At 62.3% G+C, this 22215-nt stretch carries 21 protein-coding genes and 1 pseudogene; 10 read left to right on the forward strand and 12 right to left on the reverse strand.

Going from position 1 to position 22215, the window contains the following annotated elements; genetic code table 11:
- Positions 1 to 382: pseudogene (locus JT360_RS07565) on the reverse strand (flagellar biosynthetic protein FliO); the annotation flags it as partial.
- Positions 383 to 708: 326 nt separating this feature from the next.
- On the opposite strand from JT360_RS07565, the gene cckA reads away from it, so the two are divergent.
- Positions 709 to 3285 carry a cell cycle histidine kinase CckA gene (cckA, locus tag JT360_RS07570; protein ID WP_214470847.1) on the forward strand — a complete coding sequence of 859 codons (2577 nt, stop codon included), beginning with the start codon at positions 709 to 711 and terminating at the stop codon, positions 3283 to 3285.
- A gap of 10 nt (positions 3286 to 3295) precedes the next feature.
- Here the strand turns inward: cckA and JT360_RS07575 are convergent, their stop codons facing one another.
- A complete protein-coding gene (locus tag JT360_RS07575; protein WP_214470848.1) occupies positions 3296 to 3601 on the reverse strand; it encodes a ribbon-helix-helix domain-containing protein in 306 nt (101 codons plus the stop codon).
- Positions 3602 to 3834: 233 nt separating this feature from the next.
- On the opposite strand from JT360_RS07575, the gene JT360_RS07580 reads away from it, so the two are divergent.
- The 3 genes from JT360_RS07580 (at position 3835) to JT360_RS07590 (ending at position 6451) form a co-directional block, all read left to right on the forward strand.
- A complete protein-coding gene (locus JT360_RS07580) occupies positions 3835 to 4230 on the forward strand; it encodes a VOC family protein (RefSeq protein WP_214470849.1) in 396 nt (131 codons plus the stop codon).
- A 71-nt stretch (positions 4231 to 4301) separates the two neighbouring features.
- Entirely contained in the window at positions 4302 to 4832 is a 531-nt protein-coding gene (locus JT360_RS07585) for a gluconate 2-dehydrogenase subunit 3 family protein (RefSeq protein WP_214470850.1), read from the forward strand.
- A 47-nt stretch (positions 4833 to 4879) separates the two neighbouring features.
- The gene (locus JT360_RS07590; RefSeq protein WP_214470851.1) at positions 4880 to 6451 is read left to right on the forward strand and encodes a GMC family oxidoreductase; all 1572 of its coding nucleotides are present in this window, start codon (positions 4880 to 4882) and stop codon (positions 6449 to 6451) included.
- A 70-nt stretch (positions 6452 to 6521) separates the two neighbouring features.
- Here the strand turns inward: JT360_RS07590 and JT360_RS07595 are convergent, their stop codons facing one another.
- On the reverse strand, positions 6522 to 6920 hold the full coding sequence (locus JT360_RS07595; protein WP_214470852.1) for a hypothetical protein: 399 nt from the start codon (positions 6918 to 6920) through the stop codon (positions 6522 to 6524).
- A gap of 344 nt (positions 6921 to 7264) precedes the next feature.
- On the opposite strand from JT360_RS07595, the gene urtA reads away from it, so the two are divergent.
- The 6 genes from urtA (at position 7265) to JT360_RS07625 (ending at position 13600) form a co-directional block, all read left to right on the forward strand.
- Positions 7265 to 8545: an urea ABC transporter substrate-binding protein gene (urtA, locus tag JT360_RS07600; RefSeq protein ID WP_250888666.1), complete on the forward strand. Its 1281-nt coding sequence runs from the start codon at positions 7265 to 7267 to the stop codon at positions 8543 to 8545.
- A gap of 115 nt (positions 8546 to 8660) precedes the next feature.
- Positions 8661 to 10277 carry an urea ABC transporter permease subunit UrtB gene (urtB, locus tag JT360_RS07605; protein WP_214470854.1) on the forward strand — a complete coding sequence of 539 codons (1617 nt, stop codon included), beginning with the start codon at positions 8661 to 8663 and terminating at the stop codon, positions 10275 to 10277.
- The gene (urtC, locus tag JT360_RS07610; protein WP_502845462.1) at positions 10277 to 11509 is read left to right on the forward strand and encodes an urea ABC transporter permease subunit UrtC; all 1233 of its coding nucleotides are present in this window, start codon (positions 10277 to 10279) and stop codon (positions 11507 to 11509) included. Before urtB ends, urtC begins: the two co-directional genes overlap by 1 nt.
- A gap of 6 nt (positions 11510 to 11515) precedes the next feature.
- On the forward strand, positions 11516 to 12262 hold the full coding sequence (gene urtD, locus JT360_RS07615) for an urea ABC transporter ATP-binding protein UrtD (RefSeq protein WP_214470856.1): 747 nt from the start codon (positions 11516 to 11518) through the stop codon (positions 12260 to 12262).
- Positions 12263 to 12331: 69 nt separating this feature from the next.
- Positions 12332 to 13027, forward strand: coding sequence for an urea ABC transporter ATP-binding subunit UrtE (gene urtE, locus JT360_RS07620; RefSeq protein ID WP_214470857.1), 696 nt, complete (start codon positions 12332 to 12334; stop codon positions 13025 to 13027).
- A gap of 396 nt (positions 13028 to 13423) precedes the next feature.
- On the forward strand, positions 13424 to 13600 hold the full coding sequence (locus JT360_RS07625; protein WP_013531844.1) for a hypothetical protein: 177 nt from the start codon (positions 13424 to 13426) through the stop codon (positions 13598 to 13600).
- Between the two features lie 50 nt (positions 13601 to 13650).
- On the opposite strand, the gene JT360_RS07630 is transcribed toward JT360_RS07625, so the two are convergent.
- From JT360_RS07630 to JT360_RS07670, 9 genes are all read right to left on the reverse strand, one after another.
- A complete protein-coding gene (locus tag JT360_RS07630) occupies positions 13651 to 14799 on the reverse strand; it encodes a GGDEF domain-containing protein (protein WP_214470858.1) in 1149 nt (382 codons plus the stop codon).
- Positions 14800 to 14914: 115 nt separating this feature from the next.
- Complete coding sequence (locus JT360_RS07635; protein ID WP_214470859.1) at positions 14915 to 15172, reverse strand: hypothetical protein; 258 nt, start codon at positions 15170 to 15172, stop codon at positions 14915 to 14917.
- Between the two features lie 195 nt (positions 15173 to 15367).
- The gene (locus JT360_RS07640; RefSeq protein ID WP_214470860.1) at positions 15368 to 16174 is read right to left on the reverse strand and encodes a DUF72 domain-containing protein; all 807 of its coding nucleotides are present in this window, start codon (positions 16172 to 16174) and stop codon (positions 15368 to 15370) included.
- A 25-nt stretch (positions 16175 to 16199) separates the two neighbouring features.
- On the reverse strand, positions 16200 to 16670 hold the full coding sequence (locus tag JT360_RS07645) for a GNAT family N-acetyltransferase (RefSeq protein ID WP_214470861.1): 471 nt from the start codon (positions 16668 to 16670) through the stop codon (positions 16200 to 16202).
- Between the two features lie 9 nt (positions 16671 to 16679).
- Positions 16680 to 19601, reverse strand: a complete 2922-nt coding sequence (gene uvrA / locus JT360_RS07650) for an excinuclease ABC subunit UvrA (RefSeq protein WP_214470862.1) — start codon at positions 19599 to 19601, stop codon at positions 16680 to 16682.
- Between the two features lie 694 nt (positions 19602 to 20295).
- A complete protein-coding gene (locus JT360_RS07655; RefSeq protein WP_214470863.1) occupies positions 20296 to 20595 on the reverse strand; it encodes a hypothetical protein in 300 nt (99 codons plus the stop codon).
- A 90-nt stretch (positions 20596 to 20685) separates the two neighbouring features.
- A complete protein-coding gene (locus JT360_RS07660; protein WP_214470864.1) occupies positions 20686 to 21291 on the reverse strand; it encodes an ATP-dependent Clp protease proteolytic subunit in 606 nt (201 codons plus the stop codon).
- 22 nt (positions 21292 to 21313) lie between these two features.
- Complete coding sequence (locus JT360_RS07665) at positions 21314 to 21784, reverse strand: SRPBCC family protein (protein ID WP_214470865.1); 471 nt, start codon at positions 21782 to 21784, stop codon at positions 21314 to 21316.
- 50 nt (positions 21785 to 21834) lie between these two features.
- Positions 21835 to 22149, reverse strand: coding sequence for an ArsR/SmtB family transcription factor (locus JT360_RS07670; RefSeq protein WP_214470866.1), 315 nt, complete (start codon positions 22147 to 22149; stop codon positions 21835 to 21837).
- Between the last annotated feature and the right edge of the window lie 66 nt (positions 22150 to 22215).

Raw genomic sequence — 22215 nt, forward strand, 5'->3', positions numbered from 1 at the left:
GAGGTGGCCGTGGTTTCGCCGCCGGGGCCGTCGCGGCTGGGACAGGCTGCAGGCCGCCATCTCCGGTCAGCGCCGGACGCCGCGGCGCAGCCAGACGGATGTCGCGTTCGACGACGACGTCGGTCGGGCCGCCGATCAGAAGCAGATGTTCGATGTCGTCGCGGCGCACCAGCACCAGCCGGCGATGGCTGTCCACGGCGGTGGCGTCCATGACGGCCAGCCGCGTCTTGCGGTTCCGGCCACCGGCGACAAACGTGCCGAAGGTCAGGTTGCGCACGAGCCTGATGATGACGAGCACGATGACCAGCAGGATCAGCGCCGCGAAGGTCCACAGGAGTGCTGCCGCATAACCGGGGCCCGCCACGCTATCCAGCCACTGCATTGGTTTCCCCTGATCGGTTTGGAAAGTGAGGCGACACTAGACCGTTGCGGAGGGCCACTGCAAGTTACCTTTCACGCATCGTGAACAGCTTGAAACACTCGCAGGCCGGCCGGCATCATTTTTATCTGACATTTGCCGCCCGGGCCTTTTCCAGACTAGGAGAATGTGATTCAACCGGCTAAAGCGCGTCGCGCTGAAGCGGATTCATGCGACGCGCTTTAGGTCCTTGTTTTGATGCATGTCGTTTTCCCAAAACCGAAGTCACTTTTGGGCGACATGCATTAGGGGCGGGTGTCTGAACATCGGACTTCACGAGCAGGGGGCATATGGCCAAGGAAGCGCGCGGCGATTTCTATCCGGTACCGATCGTCGATCAGAACACGCGACCGGGCGCGGTCACCCGGCTTGTCATCTTCATCGTCGTTCTGACGGGGGCCGCGATCGTCTTCGGCCTGTTCCGCGAGCGCCTCGGCGATCCCTTCCTGCTCGGCATGCTCGGCGTGCTGGCGATGATCGGTGTCGGCTTCCTGTTTGCGACCGCGATCGGCTTCGTGCAGATCACGCCGCGCTCGACCGGCGATGAACTGTCCAAGGCTTTCGTCGATTCAATGGGCCAAGGCCTCCTTGTGACGGACACCAAAGGCCGCGTCGTCTATGCCAACCGCGCCTATGCCGACATGACCGGAGCCTCCTCGGCCGCCGACCTCAAGACGGTCGAAGGGCTGCTTTCGGACGTTCCGGAGGCCTCGGTGACCATTTACCGGCTGGCCTCCGGCCTGCGTGACGGCCAGCCGGGCGACGGCGAGTTCCGGCTAGCGCAATCGATCCGGCCCGGCGCCGAACCGGGCGCCCGCTGGTACAGGGCGCGCGCCCGCACGTTCAGCGTTCCGGGCCAGCGCTTGCCGATGCTGGCCTGGCAACTCGCCGATATTTCGCAGGAGCGCGCCGAGCAGGAGCGCTTCTTCCTCGACCTGCAGAAGGCCATCGATCATCTCGACCACGCTCCGGCCGGCTTCTTTTCCGCCGACCAGGACGGCCGCGTCACCTATATCAACGCCACGCTCGCGGAATGGCTGGGCATCGATCTCGCCAGTTTCACGCCCGGCGCCGTGACCTTGCCGGATATCGTTGCCGGGGACGGCATGGCGCTGGTGCGCTCGGTCAAGGCCGACCCCGGCACGACGCGCAATGCGGTCATCGATCTCGACCTGACGACGATGACGGGGGAAGCGCTGCCGGTGCGCTTCATGCATCGCGTTTCGGCCAGCCGCGAAGGCGTCGGTGGCCCGACGCGCACGATCGTGCTCAACCGCACGCAGGGCGAGGACGCCTCGGCTGATCTGCGGGCCTCGGAGGTGCGCTTCACCCGCTTCTTCAACTCGACGCCGATGGCGATCGCGGGCGTCGATGCCAGCGGACGCATCCTGCGCACCAACGCGCCATTCCTGTCGCTGTTTTCCTCGGTCGTCGACCGCGACGCCGTGGATCGCCGCGTGCGGCTCGACACGGTGATCCATGGGCGCGACCGGCCGGCCTTTGCCGCCGCATTCGAGAAAGCCCGGCAGCGGCAGGCCGACATCGACCCGATCGACACCATGCTGCCCGGCAACGAGGAGCGGCACATCCGTTTCTACGTCAACGCCGTCGCCGACGGCACCGGCGGCGAGGGTGCCGAAGAATCGGCCATCGTATATGCCGTCGAGACGACCGAGCAGAAGGCGCTCGAAGGGCAGATGGCGCAAAGCCAGAAGATGCAGGCGGTCGGGCAACTCGCCGGCGGCATCGCCCACGATTTCAACAATGTGCTGACCGCCATCATCATGGCGTCGGACCTGCTTTTGACCAATCATCGGCCGTCGGATCCGTCCTTCCCCGACATCATGAACATCAAGCAGAACGCCAATCGCGCTGCTTCGCTGGTCAGACAGCTGCTGGCCTTCTCGCGCAAGCAGACGCTGCGGCCGGAAGTGCTGAACCTGACTGACGTGCTCGCCGATCTCAGGATGCTGCTTGCCCGGCTGGTCGGCAACGACATCAAGCTGAAGGTCGACCACGGCCGTGATCTTTGGCCGGTCAAGGTCGATATCGGCCAGTTCGAACAGGTGGTGGTCAACCTGGCGGTCAACGCGCGCGACGCAATGCCGGCCGGCGGCGATCTCACGGTGCGCACCCGCAACGTGACCGCCGAAGAGTGCAAGACCTTCCCCTATCGCGAACTCACCGCCGCCGACTATGTCGTGGTCGAAGTCGAGGACACCGGCAGCGGCATCGCGCCCGAGGTGCTGAAGAAGATCTTCGAGCCGTTCTTCACCACCAAGGAGGTCGGCAAGGGCACGGGCCTCGGCCTGTCCATGGTCTACGGCATCATCAAGCAGACCGGCGGCTTCATTTTCTGCGATTCGGAAGTCGGCAAGGGATCGACCTTCCGTATCTTCCTGCCGCGCCACATCGCGGAAGCAAAGACGGCAGCCGAGCTCGGTGAAGCGCCCAGCGCGGCGCCGGTCAAGCCGGCCGACAGCAGCAAGGACCTGTCCGGGTCGGCCACGGTGCTGCTGGTCGAGGACGAGGATGCCGTGCGCATGGGCGGCATGCGTGCGCTGACCTCGCGCGGCTATACGGTGCACGAGGCGTCCTCGGGCGTCGAGGCGCTGGAAGTGTTCGAGGCACTCGGCGGCAAGGTGGATATCGTCGTTTCCGACGTGGTGATGCCGGAGATGGACGGGCCGACCCTGCTTGGCGAATTGCGCAAGCGCCAGCCGGATATCAAGTTCGTCTTCGTGTCAGGCTATGCCGAAGACGCATTCGCCAGGAACCTGCCGGCCGACGCGCATTTCGGCTTCCTGCCGAAGCCGTTCTCGCTCAAGCAATTGGCGACGATCGTCAAGGACGTGCTGGAGTCTTAGAAGTCGCTGGCTAGGCCGCTTCCTGCTTCAGCGCCATCCGCTCGTCCAGACCAGGGCGATGGCCACGCAGATAGAGCGCGCAGGTGGTGCGCAGCATGGACGCGAAATTGGGGATCTCGCCGTTGATCTCGATGGCTTCGTCATAAAGTTTCGAGATGAATTTCGGCGTCGTCAGGTTCTGGCTTTCAGCGATTTCGTCGAGCAAGGCCCAGAACGTCGCCTCGAGCTGGATGCTGGTCGAATGTCCGTCGATGCGGATCGACCGGTTGATCTGGCGATAGCCCTGCGGATCCTGTGCGGCAAACACTCTGCACATCGTTACCTCCCGTTTTTGTTGGTCTTGGGCACTGACGGAGCCGTCGACGCCTTTTGAACACTGCCTACGATTTCATCTTCGACCGGACGGTCGATAACGGCAATCGGACTTTCGTCCTTAGACGGGGCGACACTATCAATTTTCCGATCCCAGGCGTGGTAATCGGCTGCCACCACCTTTCTTCGCCGGCGCGCATAATCAGCTTCGAAAGCTTTGAAGCTGCGGAGTCTGATTTGGCGAAGGCAATCCACACCATGATCCGGGTTCTCGACGAGGCCCGGTCCATCGATTTCTACAACAAGGCCTTCGGCCTCGACATCGCTCAGCGGCTGGATTTCGAGACCTTTACGCTGGTCTACCTCAGCAATGCCGACGCGCCTTTCGAAGTCGAGTTGACCGTCAACAAGGGGCGGCAGGAGCCTTATATCCTTGGCGACGGCTATGGCCACCTTGCGGTCTCGGTCGCCGATCTCGACAGCGAGCACGACCGGCTCGGCGCGCTCGGCCTCAGCCCGAAGAAGATCGTCGAATTCAACCGCGACGGTTCGCTCATCGCCCGCTTTTTCTTCATCGAGGACCCCGACGGCTACAAGATCGAGGTTCTGCAGCGTGGAGGGCGCTTCCAATAGCGGCCGCGCGGACCAGCGCGGCGCCAGCAACGGCACCCATGGGGTGCGAACAGCAAGCAGGGAGGAACAATATGGTCACGATCTATGAGAGGAAGCCTGGCCTTTCGCGGCGCGAGCTTCTGAAACGCGGCGGGATCGGCGCGATGCTCGTCATCTCCGGCAGCGCCGTCATCAGCCCGCAACATGCCTGGGGGCTGGAGACCTCGGCGCTGAAGCCGGAGACGATGGCAACGCTGATCCAGGTGGCGCGCGATATCTACCCGCACGACCAGGTCCCGGACAAATATTACGCCGTCGCGGTCAAGGGGCATGACGAGATGGCCGGCAAGGATCCGGCTCACAAGGAGCTGATCGAAAACGGCATCGCCGATCTCGACAAGAAGGCCGGCAGCGGCGGCTATCGTGGGCTTGGCTGGGAAGAGCAGCGTGTGGCGCTGCTCAGGGATATCGAGAGTTCGCCCTTCTTCCAGACTGTCCGCGGCGGTCTCGTGGTCAGTCTCTACAACCAGAAAGAGATCTGGCCGATCTTCGGCTACGAGGGCGAATCCTATTCCAAGGGCGGCTACATCGCGCGTGGTTTCAACGACATCGAGTGGCTCTGAGCCCCGTCGTCTCGATACCCGCAAACAGGAATTCATGGGAGGAAACCATGGCAGCAGCATTTGATCTCAACAATGACGGCGTGGTCGTCATCATCGGCTCGGGCGCCGGCGGCGGCACGCTCGGCAACGAACTGGCGCAGAAAGGCGTCGACGTCGTCATCCTCGAGGCCGGCGCGCGCCACGAATATGAGGACTTCATCAACGACGAGTGGGATTCCTTTTCCCAACTCGCCTGGAAGGACAAGCGCACCACGTCTGGCGACTGGCGCGTGGCCAAGGATTTTCCGAACCTGCCGGCCTGGATCGTCAAGTCGGTCGGCGGATCGACCACGCACTGGGCCGGAGCGTCGCTGCGCTTCCAGGAGCATGAGTTCAAGACGCTGTCGACCTACGGCAAGCTGGAAGGCGCCAACCTTTTGGACTGGCCGGTCACGCTGGCCGAGATGGAGCCTTATTACGCCAAGGCGGAAGCCAAGATGGGCGTGACCGGCACCAATGACTGGCCGCGGCTGCCCGGCAACAACAATTTCAAGGTGCTGAAAGCCGGCGCCGACAAGCTCGGCTACAAGGAATGCCACACCGGCAACATGGCGATCAACTCGGTAGAACGCGACGACCGCAACTCCTGCCAGCAGACCGGCTTCTGCTTCCAGGGTTGCAAATGGGGTGCCAAATGGTCGACGCTCTACACCGAGATCCCCAAGGGCGAGGCGACAGGCCATCTCGAAGTCCGTCCCAACGCCATGGCGATCAAGATCAACCATGATGCTTCGGGCAGGGTGACCGGCGTCGTCTATGCCGACAAGGACGGCAAGCTGCAGGAGCAGAAGGCTCGAATCGTCGCCGTCGCCGGCAATTCGATCGAAAGCCCGCGCCTGCTGCTCAATTCCGAATCGGCCAAATTCCCGCGCGGACTTGCCAACTCGTCAGGGCAGGTGGGCAAGAACTACATGCGCCACACCACCGGCTCGGTCTACGCCATCTTCGACAAGCCGGTGCACATGTATCGCGGCACCACCATGGCCGGCATCATCCGCGACGAAGCACGCCATGATCCGTCGCGCGGTTTCGCGGGTGGCTACGAGTTCGAGACGCTGTCGCTCGGACTGCCGTTCATGGCGGCTTTCCTGAACCCCGGCGGCTGGGGGCGCTCCTTCACCACGGCGCTCGACCATTACGACCATATGGCCGGCCTATGGATCGTCGGCGAGGACATGCCACGCGCGGAGAACCGAATCACGCTGCATGCGGACGAGAAGGACGAGCACGGCATGCCGATCGCCGACGTGCATTTCGACGACCATCCGAACGACACGGCCATGCGCAACCATGCCTACAAGCAGGCCTCGGCGCTCTACGCAGCGGTTGGCGCAACACGCACCTTCCCGACGCCGCCCTATCCGTCGACGCACAATCTCGGCACCAACCGGATGAGTGAAAGGGCGGACGACGGCGTCGTCAACAAGCATGGCCAGACGCACGACATCAAGAACCTGTTCGTGTCTGATGGCAGTCAGTTCACGACGGGTGCCGCCGAAAACCCGACCTTGACCATCGTGTCGCTGGCGATCCGCCAGGCCGACTACATCGCCGCCCAGATGTCGGCCAAGACCATCTGAGTACAGCTCCTCCCAACTGCCTGCTGGCGCGGAATCCCACAAGGTTCCGCGCCTTTTTTTGGTCGGTGTCTCAGTTCTTCGTGCAGGTCGAGGCGGTGAAGGCCCCGTCGGGCTGCTTCATGATGATGTCGAAGGAGGGCGGGGTCTGGCCATCCAGCGTTGCCTGGGTGAGGGACAAGGAATTGCCGCCAGCCGTATAGCCTCCGAGGGGTCCCAGCCAGGAGATCACACCGTTTGCATCCATCTGGTAGTTATAACCCTGCTGGGCCTTCCCGAAGGTGACCGGGCCAGTGTAGACATTTCCCTTGATGGTGATGTCGCCGAGGTTAAGGAACATGCCGAGCAGGTAGACCTCGCAATGATAGGTGCCATCGGGCATCTTGCCGTCGCTGAAGTCGGCCCGGGCGGCACCGGTCGCTGTCGCCAGAAGCAAGATGCCGATAAAAATGCGTGAAATCAGGAATGCCATGGCGTCACTCGATTGAGGGGCGAGCTTGCCCTATTTTTGCGCTGTACCGCAACATTTGTCGTCCACGGCACGCGTCGCGAAGATCAAAATCTAGGCATTTGATCAAATTGGGCGAAAATTAGGCAGATGTCCTATGCTCTGCGCAAATTTCCCTCAACCAATTTCTAACCGGCTCTCTTTGTCAGGTTCAACCTGATATAACAACAGGCTGATAACGTTTGGCTATTTGCCGCTTTTGAACGTCCCCGCAGCGGTTGGCATGGGGGTTGCATTGCATGGCTGCGGTGCAATCAACCAGCTTGGGAGTCTTCCGTATGAGGGGTAATTTCTCGACAATAACAAAAATGTTTTCGGCGAGCGTGGTCGCCGCCGGTCTGTTGATGTCGGCTCCCGCCAGGGCGGCCGACGATACGATCAAGGTCGGCATCCTGCATTCGCTGTCGGGGACGATGGCGATTTCGGAGACGACGCTGAAGGACGCCATGCTGATGCTCATCGACGAGCAGAACGCCAAGGGCGGCCTGCTCGGCAAGAAGCTCGAAGCCGTCGTCGTCGATCCGGCCTCCAATTGGCCGCTGTTCGCCGAAAAGGCCCGCGAGCTGATTTCGAAGGACAAGGTCGCGGCGGTGTTCGGCTGCTGGACTTCGGTGTCGCGCAAATCGGTGCTGCCGGTGTTCTCGGAACTCGACAACATCCTGTTCTATCCCGTCCAGTATGAGGGCGAGGAGAGCGAGCGCAACGTGTTCTACACCGGTGCCGCGCCCAACCAGCAGGCCATTCCGGCCGTCGACTATCTGATGGGCGAAGATGGCGGTTCGGTAAAGCGCTGGGTGCTCGAAGGCACCGACTATGTCTATCCGCGCACCACCAACAAGATCCTCGAAGCCTATCTGAAGTCGAAGGGCGTCGCGGCCGAAGACATCATGGTCAACTACACGCCGTTCGGTTTCTCCGACTGGCAGACCGAAGTCTCGGCGATCAAGAAGTTCGGCTCGGCCGGCAAGAAGACCGCCGTCGTCTCGACCGTGAACGGCGACGCCAACGTGCCGTTCTACAAGGAACTCGGCAACCAGGGCATCAAGGCCGAGGACATCCCGGTCATGGCGTTCTCGGTCGGCGAGGAAGAGCTGGCCGGTCTCGACACCGCGCCGCTCGTCGGCCATCTCGCCGCCTGGAACTACTTTGAAAGCGTCGATACGCCCGAAAACAAGAAGTTCATCGCCAACTGGCACAAGTTCATCAAGAACAACAAGCGCACGACCAACGACCCGATGGAAGCCCACTATATCGGCTTCAACATGTGGGTGAAGGCGGTCGAGAAGGCTGGCACCACCGACCCGGACAAGGTCATCGACGCCATGATCGGCGTTTCGGTGCCGAACCTGACCGGCGGCTATGCGACGATGATGCCGAACCACCACATCACCAAACCGGTACTGATCGGTGAAATCCAGGCCAACGGCCAGTTCGAGACGGTTTCGCGCACACCGGGCCTGGTGATGGGCGACGAATGGTCGGATTACCTGCCGGACTCCAAGGACCTGATTTCCGATTGGCGCAAGCCCTTGTCCTGCGGCAACTTCAACGTTGCCACCGGCAAGTGCGGCGGCAAGGGGACGAACTGACCCTCCCGGTCTGGACCTTCGGGTCCATGACCAAGACCGCAAGCGCTCCGGGCGGACTTCGTCCTCCAAATCCGCCCGGGCGCGACATCAACCGTTCAGGAGTTACCTGGAGCCGATGACCTTGTTCCGCACGATTGGCCTGATGCTGCTGTTCCTGCTGGCGACGCTGTCGTCGTCGGGGGCAAGCGAAGCCGATCTGCGTGGCATCGTCGCCAAATTCGCGACTGCCAAGGGTTTTTCGGAGACGGGAGCTGTCGTCCATGAACTGGCGGCCACTGGGGACCCCCTGGTCGAACGGCCGCTTGCCGCACTCGCCGACGGCAATCTTTACATCCGCAAGACCGATTCCCTGGTGGTCATCGGCAAGGAAACCGGCGAAACCATTCAGCTTTTCGAGCCGCTGAGCAACGAAGCATCCGGCGAGGCCGCCAAGGACGACATCACCAAGATCAAGGTCAACAACACGTTGCGCCGCGTCATTCGCGATGCGCTGGGCACGCTGACGCTTGGCGCCAAGGATCCGGCCGTGCGCATCGCCGCCGCCGATACCATGTTCAAGACACCCGATGCCGCCAACATCGAGCCGCTCGATACGGCTATCGCCAGTGAGACGGTGGCCAGCGTCAAGGCTCTGCTCGAACAGGCCCGTGCCGCATCGGTCTTGGTCTCGGACCGGCCGGAGGCCGATAGGCTGGCGGCCATCGCGCTGATCGGCGCGCGCGGCGACCGCAACGCGGTTTCATTGCTCACCTCGGTCGAGGCAAATGCCTCGGGCGCGGTCAAGGACGCCGCGACGGCCGCGATCGCCAACATCAATTCGACATTGGCCTTGTGGGATGCCGGCCAAAACATCTGGTATGGCATTTCATTGGGCTCGGTGCTGCTGCTGGCGGCAATCGGGCTTGCCATCACCTTCGGTGTCATGGGTGTCATCAACATGGCGCATGGCGAGATGGTGATGCTCGGCGCCTACACGACTTTCGTCGTCCAGCAGGTGATCCGCACATCCTTTCCCGGCCTGTTCGACTGGTCGCTGGTGATCGCGCTGCCGCTTGCCTTTCTGGTCGCCGCACTGGTCGGTCTCGCCATCGAGCGCGGCGTCATCCGCTTCCTCTATGGACGGCCGCTGGAGACGCTGCTGGCGACCTGGGGCGTGTCGCTGATCCTGCAGCAGGCTGTGCGCTCGATCTTCGGGCCGACCAATCAGGAGGTCGGCAATCCCTCCTGGATGTCGGGTTCGTTCGATGTCGGCCAGCTGGCCATCACCTGGAATCGGCTTTGGATCCTGGTCTTCGCGCTCACCGTCTTCGGGGTGCTGCTCTATGTGATGAAGCGCACGCCCTGGGGTCTGCAGATGCGCGCCGTCACAGCCAACCGGCGCATGGCGGCCTCGATGGGCATCAGGACGCCATGGGTCGACGCGCTGACCTTCGCGTTGGGATCCGGTATTGCCGGCATTGCCGGCGTCGCGCTCAGCCAGATCGACAATGTCTCGCCCAATCTCGGCCGCGGCTACATCATCGACAGCTTCATGGTCGTCGTCTTCGGCGGTGTCGGCAATCTGTGGGGCACGCTGGTCGGCGCCTTCTCGCTTGGCATCGTCAACAAATTCCTCGAACCCTATGCCGGTGCGGTGCTCGGCAAGATCGTCGTGCTGGTGCTGATCATCCTGTTCATCCAGAAGCGCCCGCGCGGCCTGTTCGCGCTCAAGGGCAGGGCGGTGGAAGCATGATGTCAGGACGCTTCTTCGCAGCCGGTGCGGACCGCCGCATCGCCATCACGATTCTCATCCTGCTGGCGGCGGCCATCATCGTGCCGCTGCTCAATCTTGTGGTTTCGCCGACCAGCGCGTTCTACATCCCGTCCTATATCGTGGCGCTGACCGGCAAATATCTCTGCTATGCGCTGCTGGCGCTTTCTCTCGACCTGGTCTGGGGCTATTGCGGCATCCTCTCGCTCGGCCACGGTGCCTTCTTCGCGCTCGGCGGTTATGCGATGGGCATGTATCTGATGCGCCAGATCGGCTCACGCGGTGTCTACGGCAACCCGATCCTGCCTGATTTCATGGTGTTCCTGAACTACAAGGAATTGCCCTGGTTCTGGACCGGTTTCGACCATTTCTGGTTCGCGGGCTTGATGGTGCTGGCGGTGCCCGGCCTGCTCGCCTTCGTCTTCGGCTGGTTCGCTTTCCGCAGCCGTGTCACCGGCGTCTATCTCTCCATCATCACGCAGGCGATGACCTACGCGCTGCTGCTCGCCTTTTTCCGCAACGACATGGGTTTCGGCGGCAACAACGGCCTGACCGATTTCAAGGATATTCTGGGCTTCAACGTGCAGGCCGATGCCACGCGCTCGGCATTGTTTGCCGCCAGCGCGGTGACGCTCGCAGTCGCTGTCTTCATCACCAGGGCCATCGTCGGTTCCAAATATGGCAAGTTGCTGATGGCCGTGCGTGACGCCGAGAGCCGAACGCGCTTCCTTGGCTGGCGGGCGGAGAACGTCAAGCTGTTCGCCTTCACGGTCTCGGCTGTGATGGCCGGTATTGCCGGCGCGCTCTACGTCCCGCAGGTCGGCATCATCAATCCCGGTGAATTCGAGCCCTCCAATTCGATCGAGGTTGTGATCTGGGCAGCCGTCGGCGGACGCGGCACGATCGTCGGACCGATCATCGGCGCGCTGCTCGTCAATGCCGGAAAATCCTGGTTCACCGGCGCGCTGCCGGAACTCTGGCTGTTTGCGCTGGGCGGCCTGTTCGTCGCCGTCACGCTGCTTTTGCCCAAGGGCATCATCGGCATGTGGGATAGCTGGCGCGGCAACGCGAAGGCGTTGCGTGCGGCCTCGGTCGCTGAAGAAGCCGTAACCGAGGTTGGAGTGGCGTCCGTAACCTCGAAGCCCGCTCGCTCGCCGGCGAGAAATCCAGGCGAATGGTCCTGGCCCGACCCTGAACCGCAGGCGGCGGAGTAAGCGGCCATGAGCAAATCGAACACCATCCTCTATCTCGACGGCGTCTCGGTCTCCTTCGACGGCTTTCGCGCCATCAACAATCTGTCGCTGGTGCTCGACAAGGGCGAGATGCGCGCCATCATCGGCCCCAATGGCGCCGGCAAGACGACGATGATGGACATCGTCACCGGCAAGACACGGCCCGGCGAGGGCGAAGTGTTCTTCGATGGCCAGATTGATCTCACAAGGCATGACGAGGCCGAGATCGCCATGATGGGTATCGGCCGCAAATTCCAGAAGCCGACGGTCTTCGAAAGCCACACGATCGAGGAAAACCTGATGCTGGCGCTGAAGGGGCCGCGTTCGATCTTCCCGGCGCTGTTCCATCGCCGCTCGCCGGCCGAGGCGCGGCGGATCGACGACATTCTTGGTGTCATCCGGCTGGGCGACAGACGCGGTGAACTCGCCGCCAATCTTAGCCACGGCCAGAAGCAGTGGCTGGAGATCGGCATGCTCCTGGCGCAGGACCCGAAGCTGCTTTTGGTCGACGAGCCGGTCGCCGGCATGACTGATGCCGAGACCGAGGAAACCGCGCGGCTGCTTAGGGATATTGCCCGCGACCATTCGGTCATCGTCGTCGAGCACGACATGCATTTCGTGCGCGAGCTCGGCGTCAAGGTCACCTGCCTGCATGAGGGCTCGGTGCTGTCGGAAGGCACGCTCGATTTCGTCTCGGCCGACGAGCGCGTCGTCGAAGTCTATCTGGGGAGATGAGAATGGTGTGGCGGGTTCAATTCCATCGCTTCGATCTGTCGTTCCTCCGGTTCTGGAGAAGGCGCTGACATGCTCGAAGTTTCCAACGCCACGCTCCACTACGGCGCCGCCCAGGCGCTGCGCGGCGTGTCGTTGAAGGCGGGCGCCGGCAAGATCACCTGCGTGCTCGGCCGCAACGGCGTCGGCAAGACCAGTTTGATGAGATCGATCGTCGGCCACCACCGGCTGACGAGCGGAAGCGTTGCCTTCGAGGGGAAGGCGCTCGACCGGAGCGCGGCGTATGATCGCGCCCGGTCGGGCATCGCATTCGTGCCGCAGGGCAGGGAGATTTTTCCGCTGCTCACGGTGCGTGAAAACCTCGAATCCGGATTTGCCCCGCTGAAACGGGCCGACCGCAACGTGCCGCCGCATGTCTTTGAGCTGTTTCCGGTGCTGAAGCAGATGCTCGGCCGCCGTGGCGGCGATCTTTCCGGCGGTCAGCAGCAGCAGCTCGCCATCGGCAGGGCGCTGGTCATGCGGCCGAAACTCTTGGTGCTCGACGAGCCGACAGAAGGCATCCAGCCATCGATCATCAAGGATATCGGCCGTGCCATTCGCTATCTGCGCGACCAGGCCGGCATTGCGGTGCTGCTGGTCGAACAATATCTCGACTTCTGCCGCGAACTCGCCGACGAGGTGAACATCATGGACCGCGGCCAGATCGTCCATACCGGTCCGGCCGAAGATCTGGACCGGGCTGATGTTCGGAAGTTCCTAACGGTCTAAGCAGTTCCAGGAAAGTGTGAAACGGTTTTCCCGGCAAAAGCGCGTAGCGCTTTGCCTGGGGAATTGCGTCAAACAAAGAGTTAGAGTGGTTCGCCGTTTCCATGAAACGGTGAGCCGCTCTAGAATCGGCGCAGGACTTCAGTTGAAGAATCCGAAGCACCTGGCAAGTCCAATATTTCTCCAATCCTTTCATCTGTATCTCTGGCACGCTCAACGTCGCGTGCTAATCTTGCATTGGCTTTTGTGAGTCGGCCGCTTCCGTACCAGTCTGGTTGTCGCAGATCGAGGGGCGCGCGCCTGATGCCGGGCAAGTTCCACGCAAGCAAGGCTTCCTAGCTTCCCTCCTGCGATCTCAGTCGTTCAAACGCGTTTGGGCACACAGGCTAAGGGACAGCCATGGAACGTTACGTCGAGGACTACCAGAAGCGGCGGCTTACCGAACGCGTCGACATTATCGCCGCCATCAACATATTGAGGTCACAGGGCTGCGATTACGACGATCTGATCGAGGAGATCACCAAGGTCTTCTACGTCGACCTCGATACCTTCAATGAAATCGTCATGGCGGCGTAGACGCGCTTTCGCCGATCCAGCAGTCGCAGGCCTGGCATTGATACGCGCGGTCAGCCCGCCCGTCGAAATGGAGAGGCAGTGACGCGGTTGCGGCCGCCGCGCTTGGCGTCATAGAGCGCCTTGTCGGCAGCGCTGAGCACTTTGTCGAAGCTGAGGCCCTCTTTGCTGCCAAACGCAAACCCGGCACTGACCGTGCAGTTCAGGGAACCGGTTTCGGTCTCTATCAGGCGCGTCGCGAATGCGGTCCGGATGCGCTCCGCTGTTTCCTCGACCGTCTCCGGCAGAGTGCGCTTCAACACCAGTGCGAATTCCTCGCCGCCCATGCGCGCGGCGACGTCAGTCTGGCGAAGACTGCCGGCGAGTTCCCCGGCGAACACCTTCAGCACCTCGTCGCCGGCAGCGTGGCCGAATTCGTCGTTGATGGCTTTGAAGTTGTCGAGGTCGAAGACGACCACAGCGGTGAAGGCGCCGACCGGGACATTGCCATGCATGTCGAACAGAGCGCGCCGGTTGAGCAGGCCGGTCAAGGGATCGGTCAGCGCATCGCGGCGGTGATACCTGGCCAGTCGACCCTGGTTAAGGGCAAGCGACAAGGCGCCAATACCCGTCATGCTGGCGATGACCACGATGAGGCTCAGTTCCTCGGCCCAGTTGCTTGGCGCATGTCCCAGGATCAGTTTTCCGTCCCAGGCAAGAACCATGGCGCAGAGCGCGAAGGACGTGGCCGTGGCCGAATAGAGCGCGGTGATGCCGATCGTCAGGGCAGGGGCCTCATCGCGGCCCCTCCAGTATTCGAACGCCGTCGCGAGCAGGAGCAGGGCGGCGAACAGGTTCTCGAACATGAAGCCCAGGCCATCATAGCCGAGAGCCATGGGAGGCAGCGCCACCACCAGCGAAACGCAGCCCAGCAACGCCCGCGGCAGCGGCGAGCCGCCGGTTCGGAACTGGTAGGCGGCACCCAGCATGGCCGAAAAGCCAATCAGCAGGAGGGCCAGGGCGCCGATGCCGAGCAGGCGTCCGGGCATGTCGATATAGGCGTCATAGACGAAGATATCGCCGACCACGAATACAAGGCTGGTCGCCCATGTCAGCAGGAAGCGCTCCGAGCGGGCGGTCAGCCACATGCCGAACAATGTCAGGCTCAGGCAGGCGGCGGAGAAGCCGACAGCCAGCAGAAGTGAAGTGTAGTCGAGCGACATGCCCCTCGTCCTTGCCCCAGACCTGCGCGACTTGGCTGCCTGGATTCTTGCAGCAAGGAGGTATCGATAAGGTTACGACGGCGATGAAGATGCCGTAATTCCTCGGGTTGTTGGGTTAGACGACCATCACCGACAAGAGCAGAATGATGCCGACCGCCATCATCAGCAGACCCGGCCAATTCTGGGACAGGCCGAGAAAGCCCAGTCCGCGCCGTCGTGGCTCAAGCGTCGGGCCTGAGGTTGCGAGATTTGGCATCGAGCGGTCCGAAGCTGCTGGTGTCGGACCACTGAGCCGCCCGCGCCTGAGAGCCGCGTTCGCCATGTACACAACGCCGCCGACGGTAAGCAACGCCCCGATGAGGATGATCGCCATCTTTCCTCGCCTTCTTCGGGTTTGACGCAATTCCTGTGGGAAAACCGTTTCACACTTTTCCTGGAATTGCTCCAGTGAAGCAAAAACGGTCAACCTGCCCTGCAAGTTCCGACAGGAGCTGCTGGACACAGGTGTATGCCTCCCCGATAGCGGAGAATTCGACGCCTAAACAGAAAGAGCCGCAACTTCGCTGCTTTAATCCGTCACGCGCTTCATCAGCGCCATCGCCCCGAACGGCGCGCGCACCTTGCCCTCGGTGATGAAGTAGACGAACACGTCGCGCGGCTGGACAGGCGCGTCGGTGGCGGGATCGGCGCGCCGCAAATCGGCCGGCTGCTTGCCCTGTGCCCAAATTTTTGCCCGCGCTGCCCACTCGTCGAGGCCCTTCGGCGTGTAGCAATCGGGATTGTCGTCTGAGCCGGTCTGCAGCCGCGCATAGACGAAGTCGCCGGTGACGTCGGCGATGTCAGGGTATTTGGCATGATCGGCATGGACGATCGCCGCCTTGTATTTGCGCGCGAGCGCGGCGAATTCCGGCACGACAAAGCTGTCGTTGCGCACTTCGAGCGCATGGCGCAGCGCCACGCCATCCTGCTTCTCCGGCAGCAATTTCAGGAAGGCTTCAAAATCGCTGGGGTCGAATTTCTTGGTCGGCGCGAACTGCCATAGGATCGGCCCGAGCTTGTCGCCAAGTGCTGCAACGCCGGAACCGAGGAAGCGCATCATCGATTCACCGGCCTCGCCCAGCACGCGCCGGTTGGTGACGAAGCGATTGCCCTTCAGCGAATAGACAAAACCCTCCGGCGCCTCGTTGGCCCATTTGACGAAGGTCGGCTCCTTGAAGCTGGAATAATAGGTGCCGTTGACTTCGATGCTCGGAACCTGCCGGCTGGCATAGTGCAACTGCTTCGCCTTCGGCAGCTTGTCCGGATAGAAGGACGTGTCCCAGGGCTCGAAGGTCCAGCCGCCCATGCCGGCGCGGATTGTTCCCGATTTGCTCATTGTCGTCCTCCCAATCAATCCTAAATCAGACCGGTACGGCGCCATCGACGGGCTTGGTCATGTCGACGACGATCCATCCTGGCCGGTAGGGATTGGGCCGGCGACCCGTCTCCCGGAAACCATAGGCCGCATAGAGCGCGATGTTCCGCTCCATCCGCGAATTGGTGTAGAGCCGCAGCTCCGGCAAGTGCCATAGCCGCGTCTGCTCGTCAGCGAAATCGAGCAGCGCGATGCCGAGCTTCTTACCCTGAAAGGCAGGGGAGACGGCCACGCTGAAGATCATAGCATGGTCGGGATGCCGCTCGAGGACGATCAGCCCGGCCAGTTCGCCGCCGCTCTCCAGCAGCCAGACCTCGCCGCGTTCAATCCTCGGCGCATAGTCCTCGGTGACCGGGATCGGCGGTCCGCCGAACAGCGCGGTGTAGGGCGCGAACGCCGCTTGCGTCAGCGAGACGATTGCGGTGAGGTCCTCGGGGCGGGCCGCTCTGAGGTTCATGCTAAGCCATCACTCCGCCGCTTCGCGCTTGCCTCCGGGGCGACGCTCAAGCAATTCCTTGAGGAACCGGCCGGTGTAGCTGCGCTTTTCGCGCACGATCGCTTCCGGCGTGCCGGAGGCAACCAGCTCGCCGCCGCCGTCGCCGCCTTCGGGGCCGAGGTCGAGCACCCAGTCTGCGGTCTTGATCACTTCGAGATTGTGCTCGATGACCACCACAGTGTTGCCCTGGTCGACCAGTTCGTGCAGCACTTCCAAAAGCTTGGCGACATCGTGGAAGTGCAGGCCGGTGGTCGGCTCGTCGAGGATATAGAGTGTCTTGCCGGTCGCTTTGCGCGACAGTTCCTTGGCCAGCTTGATCCGCTGCGCCTCGCCGCCCGAAAGCGTCGTCGCCTGCTGGCCGATATGGATGTAGCCGAGGCCGACCTGCTTCAGCGTTTCGAGCTTGTCGCGCACTCCGGGCACGGCGGCGAAGAAATCGACGCCTTCCTCAACCGTCATGTCGAGCACGTCGGCGATCGACTTACCCTTGAACAGGACGTCGAGTGTTTCTCTGTTGTAGCGCTTGCCGTGGCAGACATCGCAGGTGACATAGACGTCGGGCAGGAAGTGCATCTCGATCTTGATGACGCCGTCGCCCTGACAGGCCTCGCAGCGGCCGCCCTTGACGTTGAAGGAGAAGCGGCCGGGCTGGTAGCCGCGCGCCTTCGCCTCGGGCAGGCCGGCGAACCAGTCGCGGATCGGCGTGAATGCGCCGGTGTAGGTCGCGGGGTTCGAACGCGGCGTACGGCCGATCGGCGACTGGTCGATGTCGATGACCTTGTCGAGGAATTCGAGACCCTCGATACGGTCATGTTCGGCCGGATGTTCGCGCGAGCCCATGATGCGGCGCGAGGCCGCCTTGAACAGCGTCTCGATGAGGAAGGTCGACTTGCCGCCGCCCGACACGCCGGTCACGGCGGTGAAGGTGCCGAGCGGGATTTCGGCGGTGACGTTCTTCAGATTGTTGCCGCGCGCGCCGACGATTTTCAAACGCCGGTTCTTCTTCGCCTCACGCCGCGCGCCAGGTGTTGCCACCTCGAGTTCCCCCGACAGATATTTGCCGGTGATCGAATTCGGATTGGCCATGACTTGTTGGGGCGTGCCCTGGGCGATGATCTCGCCGCCATGGATGCCGGCGGCCGGTCCCATGTCGACGACATAGTCTGCATGCAGGATGGCGTCCTCGTCATGCTCGACGACGATGACCGTGTTGCCGATGTCGCGCAGATGCTTCAGCGTGTCCAGCAGCCGCGTGTTGTCGCGCTGGTGGAGGCCGATCGACGGCTCGTCCAGCACATAGAGCACACCGGTGAGGCCCGAGCCGATCTGCGAGGCCAGACGAATACGTTGGCTCTCGCCGCCGGACAGCGTGCCGGAATTGCGCGACAGCGTCAGATAGTCGAGACCGACATCGTTGAGGAAGCGCAGCCGCTCGCGGATTTCCTTCAGCACCCGCACCGCGATCTCGTTCTGCTTGTCGTTGAGCTGGGCGGGCAGGCCGGTGAACCAGTGGTCGGCGTTGCGGATCGATTGTTCCGTGACTTCGCCGATGTGCTTTCCCGCGATCTTCACCGCCAGCGCTTCAGGCTTCAGCCGATAGCCTTTGCAGACCGGGCAGGGCGTCGCCGACATGAAGCGCTCGATCTCCTCGCGCATCCAGGCGGATTCGGTCTCCTTCCAGCGCCGCTCGAGATTGGGGATGACGCCTTCGAAGGTCTTGGTGGTCTTGTAGGACCGCAAGCCGTCATCGTAATGGAAGGTGATCTCGCGCTCGCCGGTGCCGCGCAGGATCGCCTGCTGGGCCTCCGCGCTCAAATCCTTGAACTTGTCACCGAGCTTGAAATTGTAAGCCTTGCCCAGCGCTTCGAGCGTCTGCACGTAGTAGGGCGAACTCGATTTCGCCCACGGGCTGACGGCGCCATCGCGCAGCGAGACGTTCTCGTCGGGCACGACGAGGTTGGGATCGATGGCGCGATGGCTGCCCAGACCATCGCAGGTCGGGCAGGCGCCGAACGGGTTGTTGAAGGAAAACAGGCGTGGCTCGATCTCGGGAATGGTGAAACCGGACACCGGACAGGCGAATTTTTCGGAGAACAGGATGCGCTCATGCGTCTCGTTCTTCGACTTGTTGACTGAATCCTCGCCGGTCTGGCTGGCGTCGAGCGGCTTGTCGGCGAACTCGGCTACCGCCAGCCCATCGGCCAGCTTCAGCGCTGTCTCGATGGAGTCGGCGAGACGCGTGGCAAGATCGCCTCGCACGACGATGCGGTCGACGACGACATCGATGTCGTGCTTGTACTTCTTATCCAGCGCCGGAACGTCGGCGATCTCATAGAACACCCCGTCGACCTTTACGCGCTGAAAACCCTTCTTCTGCAATTCCAGCAGTTCCTTGCGGTACTCGCCCTTGCGGCCGCGCACGATGGGCGCCAGCAGGAACAGGCGCGTGCCTTCCTCGACCGCCAGGACACGGTCGACCATCTGCGAGACGGTCTGGCTCTCGATCGGCAGGCCGGTGGCCGGCGAATAGGGCACGCCGACACGCGCGAACAAGAGGCGCATGTAGTCGTAGATCTCGGTGACGGTGCCGACGGTCGAACGCGGATTCTTCGACGTGGTCTTCTGCTCGATGGAGATGGCCGGCGACAGGCCGTCGATCTGGTCGACGTCCGGCTTCTGCATCATTTCGAGGAATTGCCTGGCATAGGCCGACAGGCTCTCGACATAGCGGCGCTGGCCTTCGGCGTAGATGGTATCGAAGGCGAGCGACGACTTGCCGGAACCGGACAGGCCGGTCATGACGATCAGGCTGTCACGCGGCAGGTCGAGATCGACGTTCTTCAGATTGTGTTCGCGGGCCCCGCGAATGGAAAGGAATTTATGGTCGGCCATCGCCGGTCGCCGCCTCAGATCTTGAATTCGTGGGAATGGCGGGTTCTTCCCAGCCATCCCCTATGTAGGTGTTTTTGCCGCCACGTCGAGAGACGCCACAATTCCCGACAGAAGTCGTTTAACCGCCTTTCGCGCGAACCAGCAAGCGGAAAGAACAAAGACCGAACACGCTCCTGACAAAGCTGTGCAAAAACTGACCTTCACGTAACCTCCCGGCGATCACATTTTTCCGTAACCGGCTATTGACAGTTGACGCGGCCGGCCCACGGGGCCAATCTCTGGACGTCAAGCGAAGCCGGCCGTCTTTCGATGGCCTCGCCGCCCCAAGGCGGCCTGCGAGACGCCGCAGGCGTCTGCGATTTGCGCTTCGCCACGACATCGTCGCAACGGACAAAGGAGCGGAGCATGACGCCACCTGACAGTCCCCAAGGGCTCCACATCTAGTTGGAGCCGCGGCAGGTAGAAGGGTGAGGGTTTAGCTACGCTGCCCCACAAACCGTGACCGGCCGTATCCCTAAAAATCAGAGACTGCTAGTCGGATCGTCGGCTGAAGCCGCGAAGCATCCGAAATCAAACGCCGGCAGTACACTCCCGGCAAAATATGGATTTTAGATCCAGAAAAGCCCCGTCCGGTTGCCCAAGGCACGGCGGGGCTATTCTTTTGCGACAATGCTTTGGTTAGCAACGGCGTGGTCTATCTAGGCGGCTTGAACCCGCCGGTGGCGACATCCACCGTGATGCTGCCGGAAATCCTGACATCCGTATCGCCGATCTTGAACTGGCCGTTCCCGCTGCTGGGAAAGGCATCGTCGGGTTCCGGCTGGGGAGCCGGCTTGGCGATTCTGTAATCGCCACTCACACCGGGCAGGACGCTTTTCTGCGCCTGGGTCGAGCTATCCTGTGCAAGTGCCACGCCGGATACCAGGCAAGCGACAGCGAGCACTGTAGCGGCGATGATACGATGCGGCGTCCTGGACAAATGAGTGTCGGTCATCCCAGGACTATAGGGACGTGCCGCCACCGGGACCAGACCGGTATCGTCAAATCTTCGGCAGGGGGCAAGAAATCCGATCTGGCCTTGGCCTCACGCCGCCTTTTTGCGGGTGTCGAAGACGTGGTCGACGATGCCCCATGCCTGTGCTTCGCGGGCCGTCATGAAATGGTCGCGGTCCAGCGTGCGTTCGACCTCCTCATAGCTGCGGCCGCAATGCTGCGCGTAGAGTTCGGCCATGTGGCGTTTGGTCTGGACGATGCGCTCGGCATGGCGCTGGATGTCGGATGCCTGGCCCTGGAAGCCGCCCAGCGGCTGATGCAGCAGGATGGTGGCGTTCGGCAGTGCAATCCGGCGCCCCGCCGTGCCGGCCATCAGCAGGAACGATCCCATCGAGGCGGCAAAACCCATGCACACGGTCGACACCGGGCAGTTGATATATTGCATCGTGTCGTAGATGGCGAAGCCGCTGGTCACCACGCCGCCCGGCGAGTTGATGTAGAGCGAGATCTCCTTGTCCGGATTGTCTGATTCCAGTGACAAAAGCTGTGCACAGACCAGTGCCGAAACGTCATCGTTGATCTCGCCATTGATGAAGATGATCCGCTCGCGCAGCAGCCGCGAGAAAATGTCGAAGGCGCGTTCGCCGCGGCTCGATTGCTCGATCACCATCGGCACCAGACTGGCAACACCGCTCATTTTGCTTCTCCGATTTCCATGTTCAGGCAGCGCGCAGCAGAAGGCGCGGTGTGTTCGCGGCGAGGGGCATTCCGGCCCGGCCCAACCCAAGTGAAAGCCGGCAGCCGGCGCCCGCCATAGCGACGGCGGGCATGGCTTTGCGGGCAAAGCCGTCATGGACGATGCGCAGATGCGTGCCGCCGGAAACGGTGCGGGCGAGTGTGAAGGTGACGATACTGTCGAGCGGATCCTGCCGCTCGGCGTCCCCCGGCTGCTCCCGCCAGGAATAGCGCAGCATGCGTTCGGGCTCGGCGTCGAGGATTTCGCACTCGATCGGAGCCTCCGGTCCCGCGAAGGCAAAACGGCTGCCGGCCTGCGGTTTGATGTCGTTCGGCATCATCCAGGCGGCGAGCAATTCCGGCACGGTCAGCGCCCGCCACACCTTTTCCGGCGGCTCGGCAAGGTCGCATTCGAACTCGAGCGCATTTTCAGCGATTTCGCTTTGGCTGTTCATTGATCCCGCGTCCTTCACTGGTCCCCCGTCCTTCACTGGTCCCCCGTCCTTCACTGGTCCATGTCCTTCAAAACCGTCTTCAGCCTTTCGATGCGCTCCGGCCAGAAGGTCCGGTAGCGTTCGATCCAGGAGAGCAAGGGGGCAAGCCCCTGTGGGTCGGCGCGGTAATAGGCGTTGCGGCCGGTCCGCCGCTCGACCACGAGGCCGGCGCCGCGCAGCACCGCAAGATGCTGAGACACCGCCGGCTGCGACACCGTCAGGCCGCTGCGCAATTCCGACACGCTCATCTCGCTGGTGGCGAGACGCTCGAAGACGGCGCGGCGCGTCGGGTCCGCCAAGGCGCGGAAAATCTCTGCTTCGATCATGGCGAAAGCATAAGTCGATACTTATTGATTTGGCAAGCGCTGTTTTGAAACCCATATGCAGGGTTC

It is taken from the genome of Mesorhizobium sp. dw_380, from assembly GCF_018588885.1.
Lineage (GTDB): Bacteria > Pseudomonadota > Alphaproteobacteria > Rhizobiales > Rhizobiaceae > Mesorhizobium.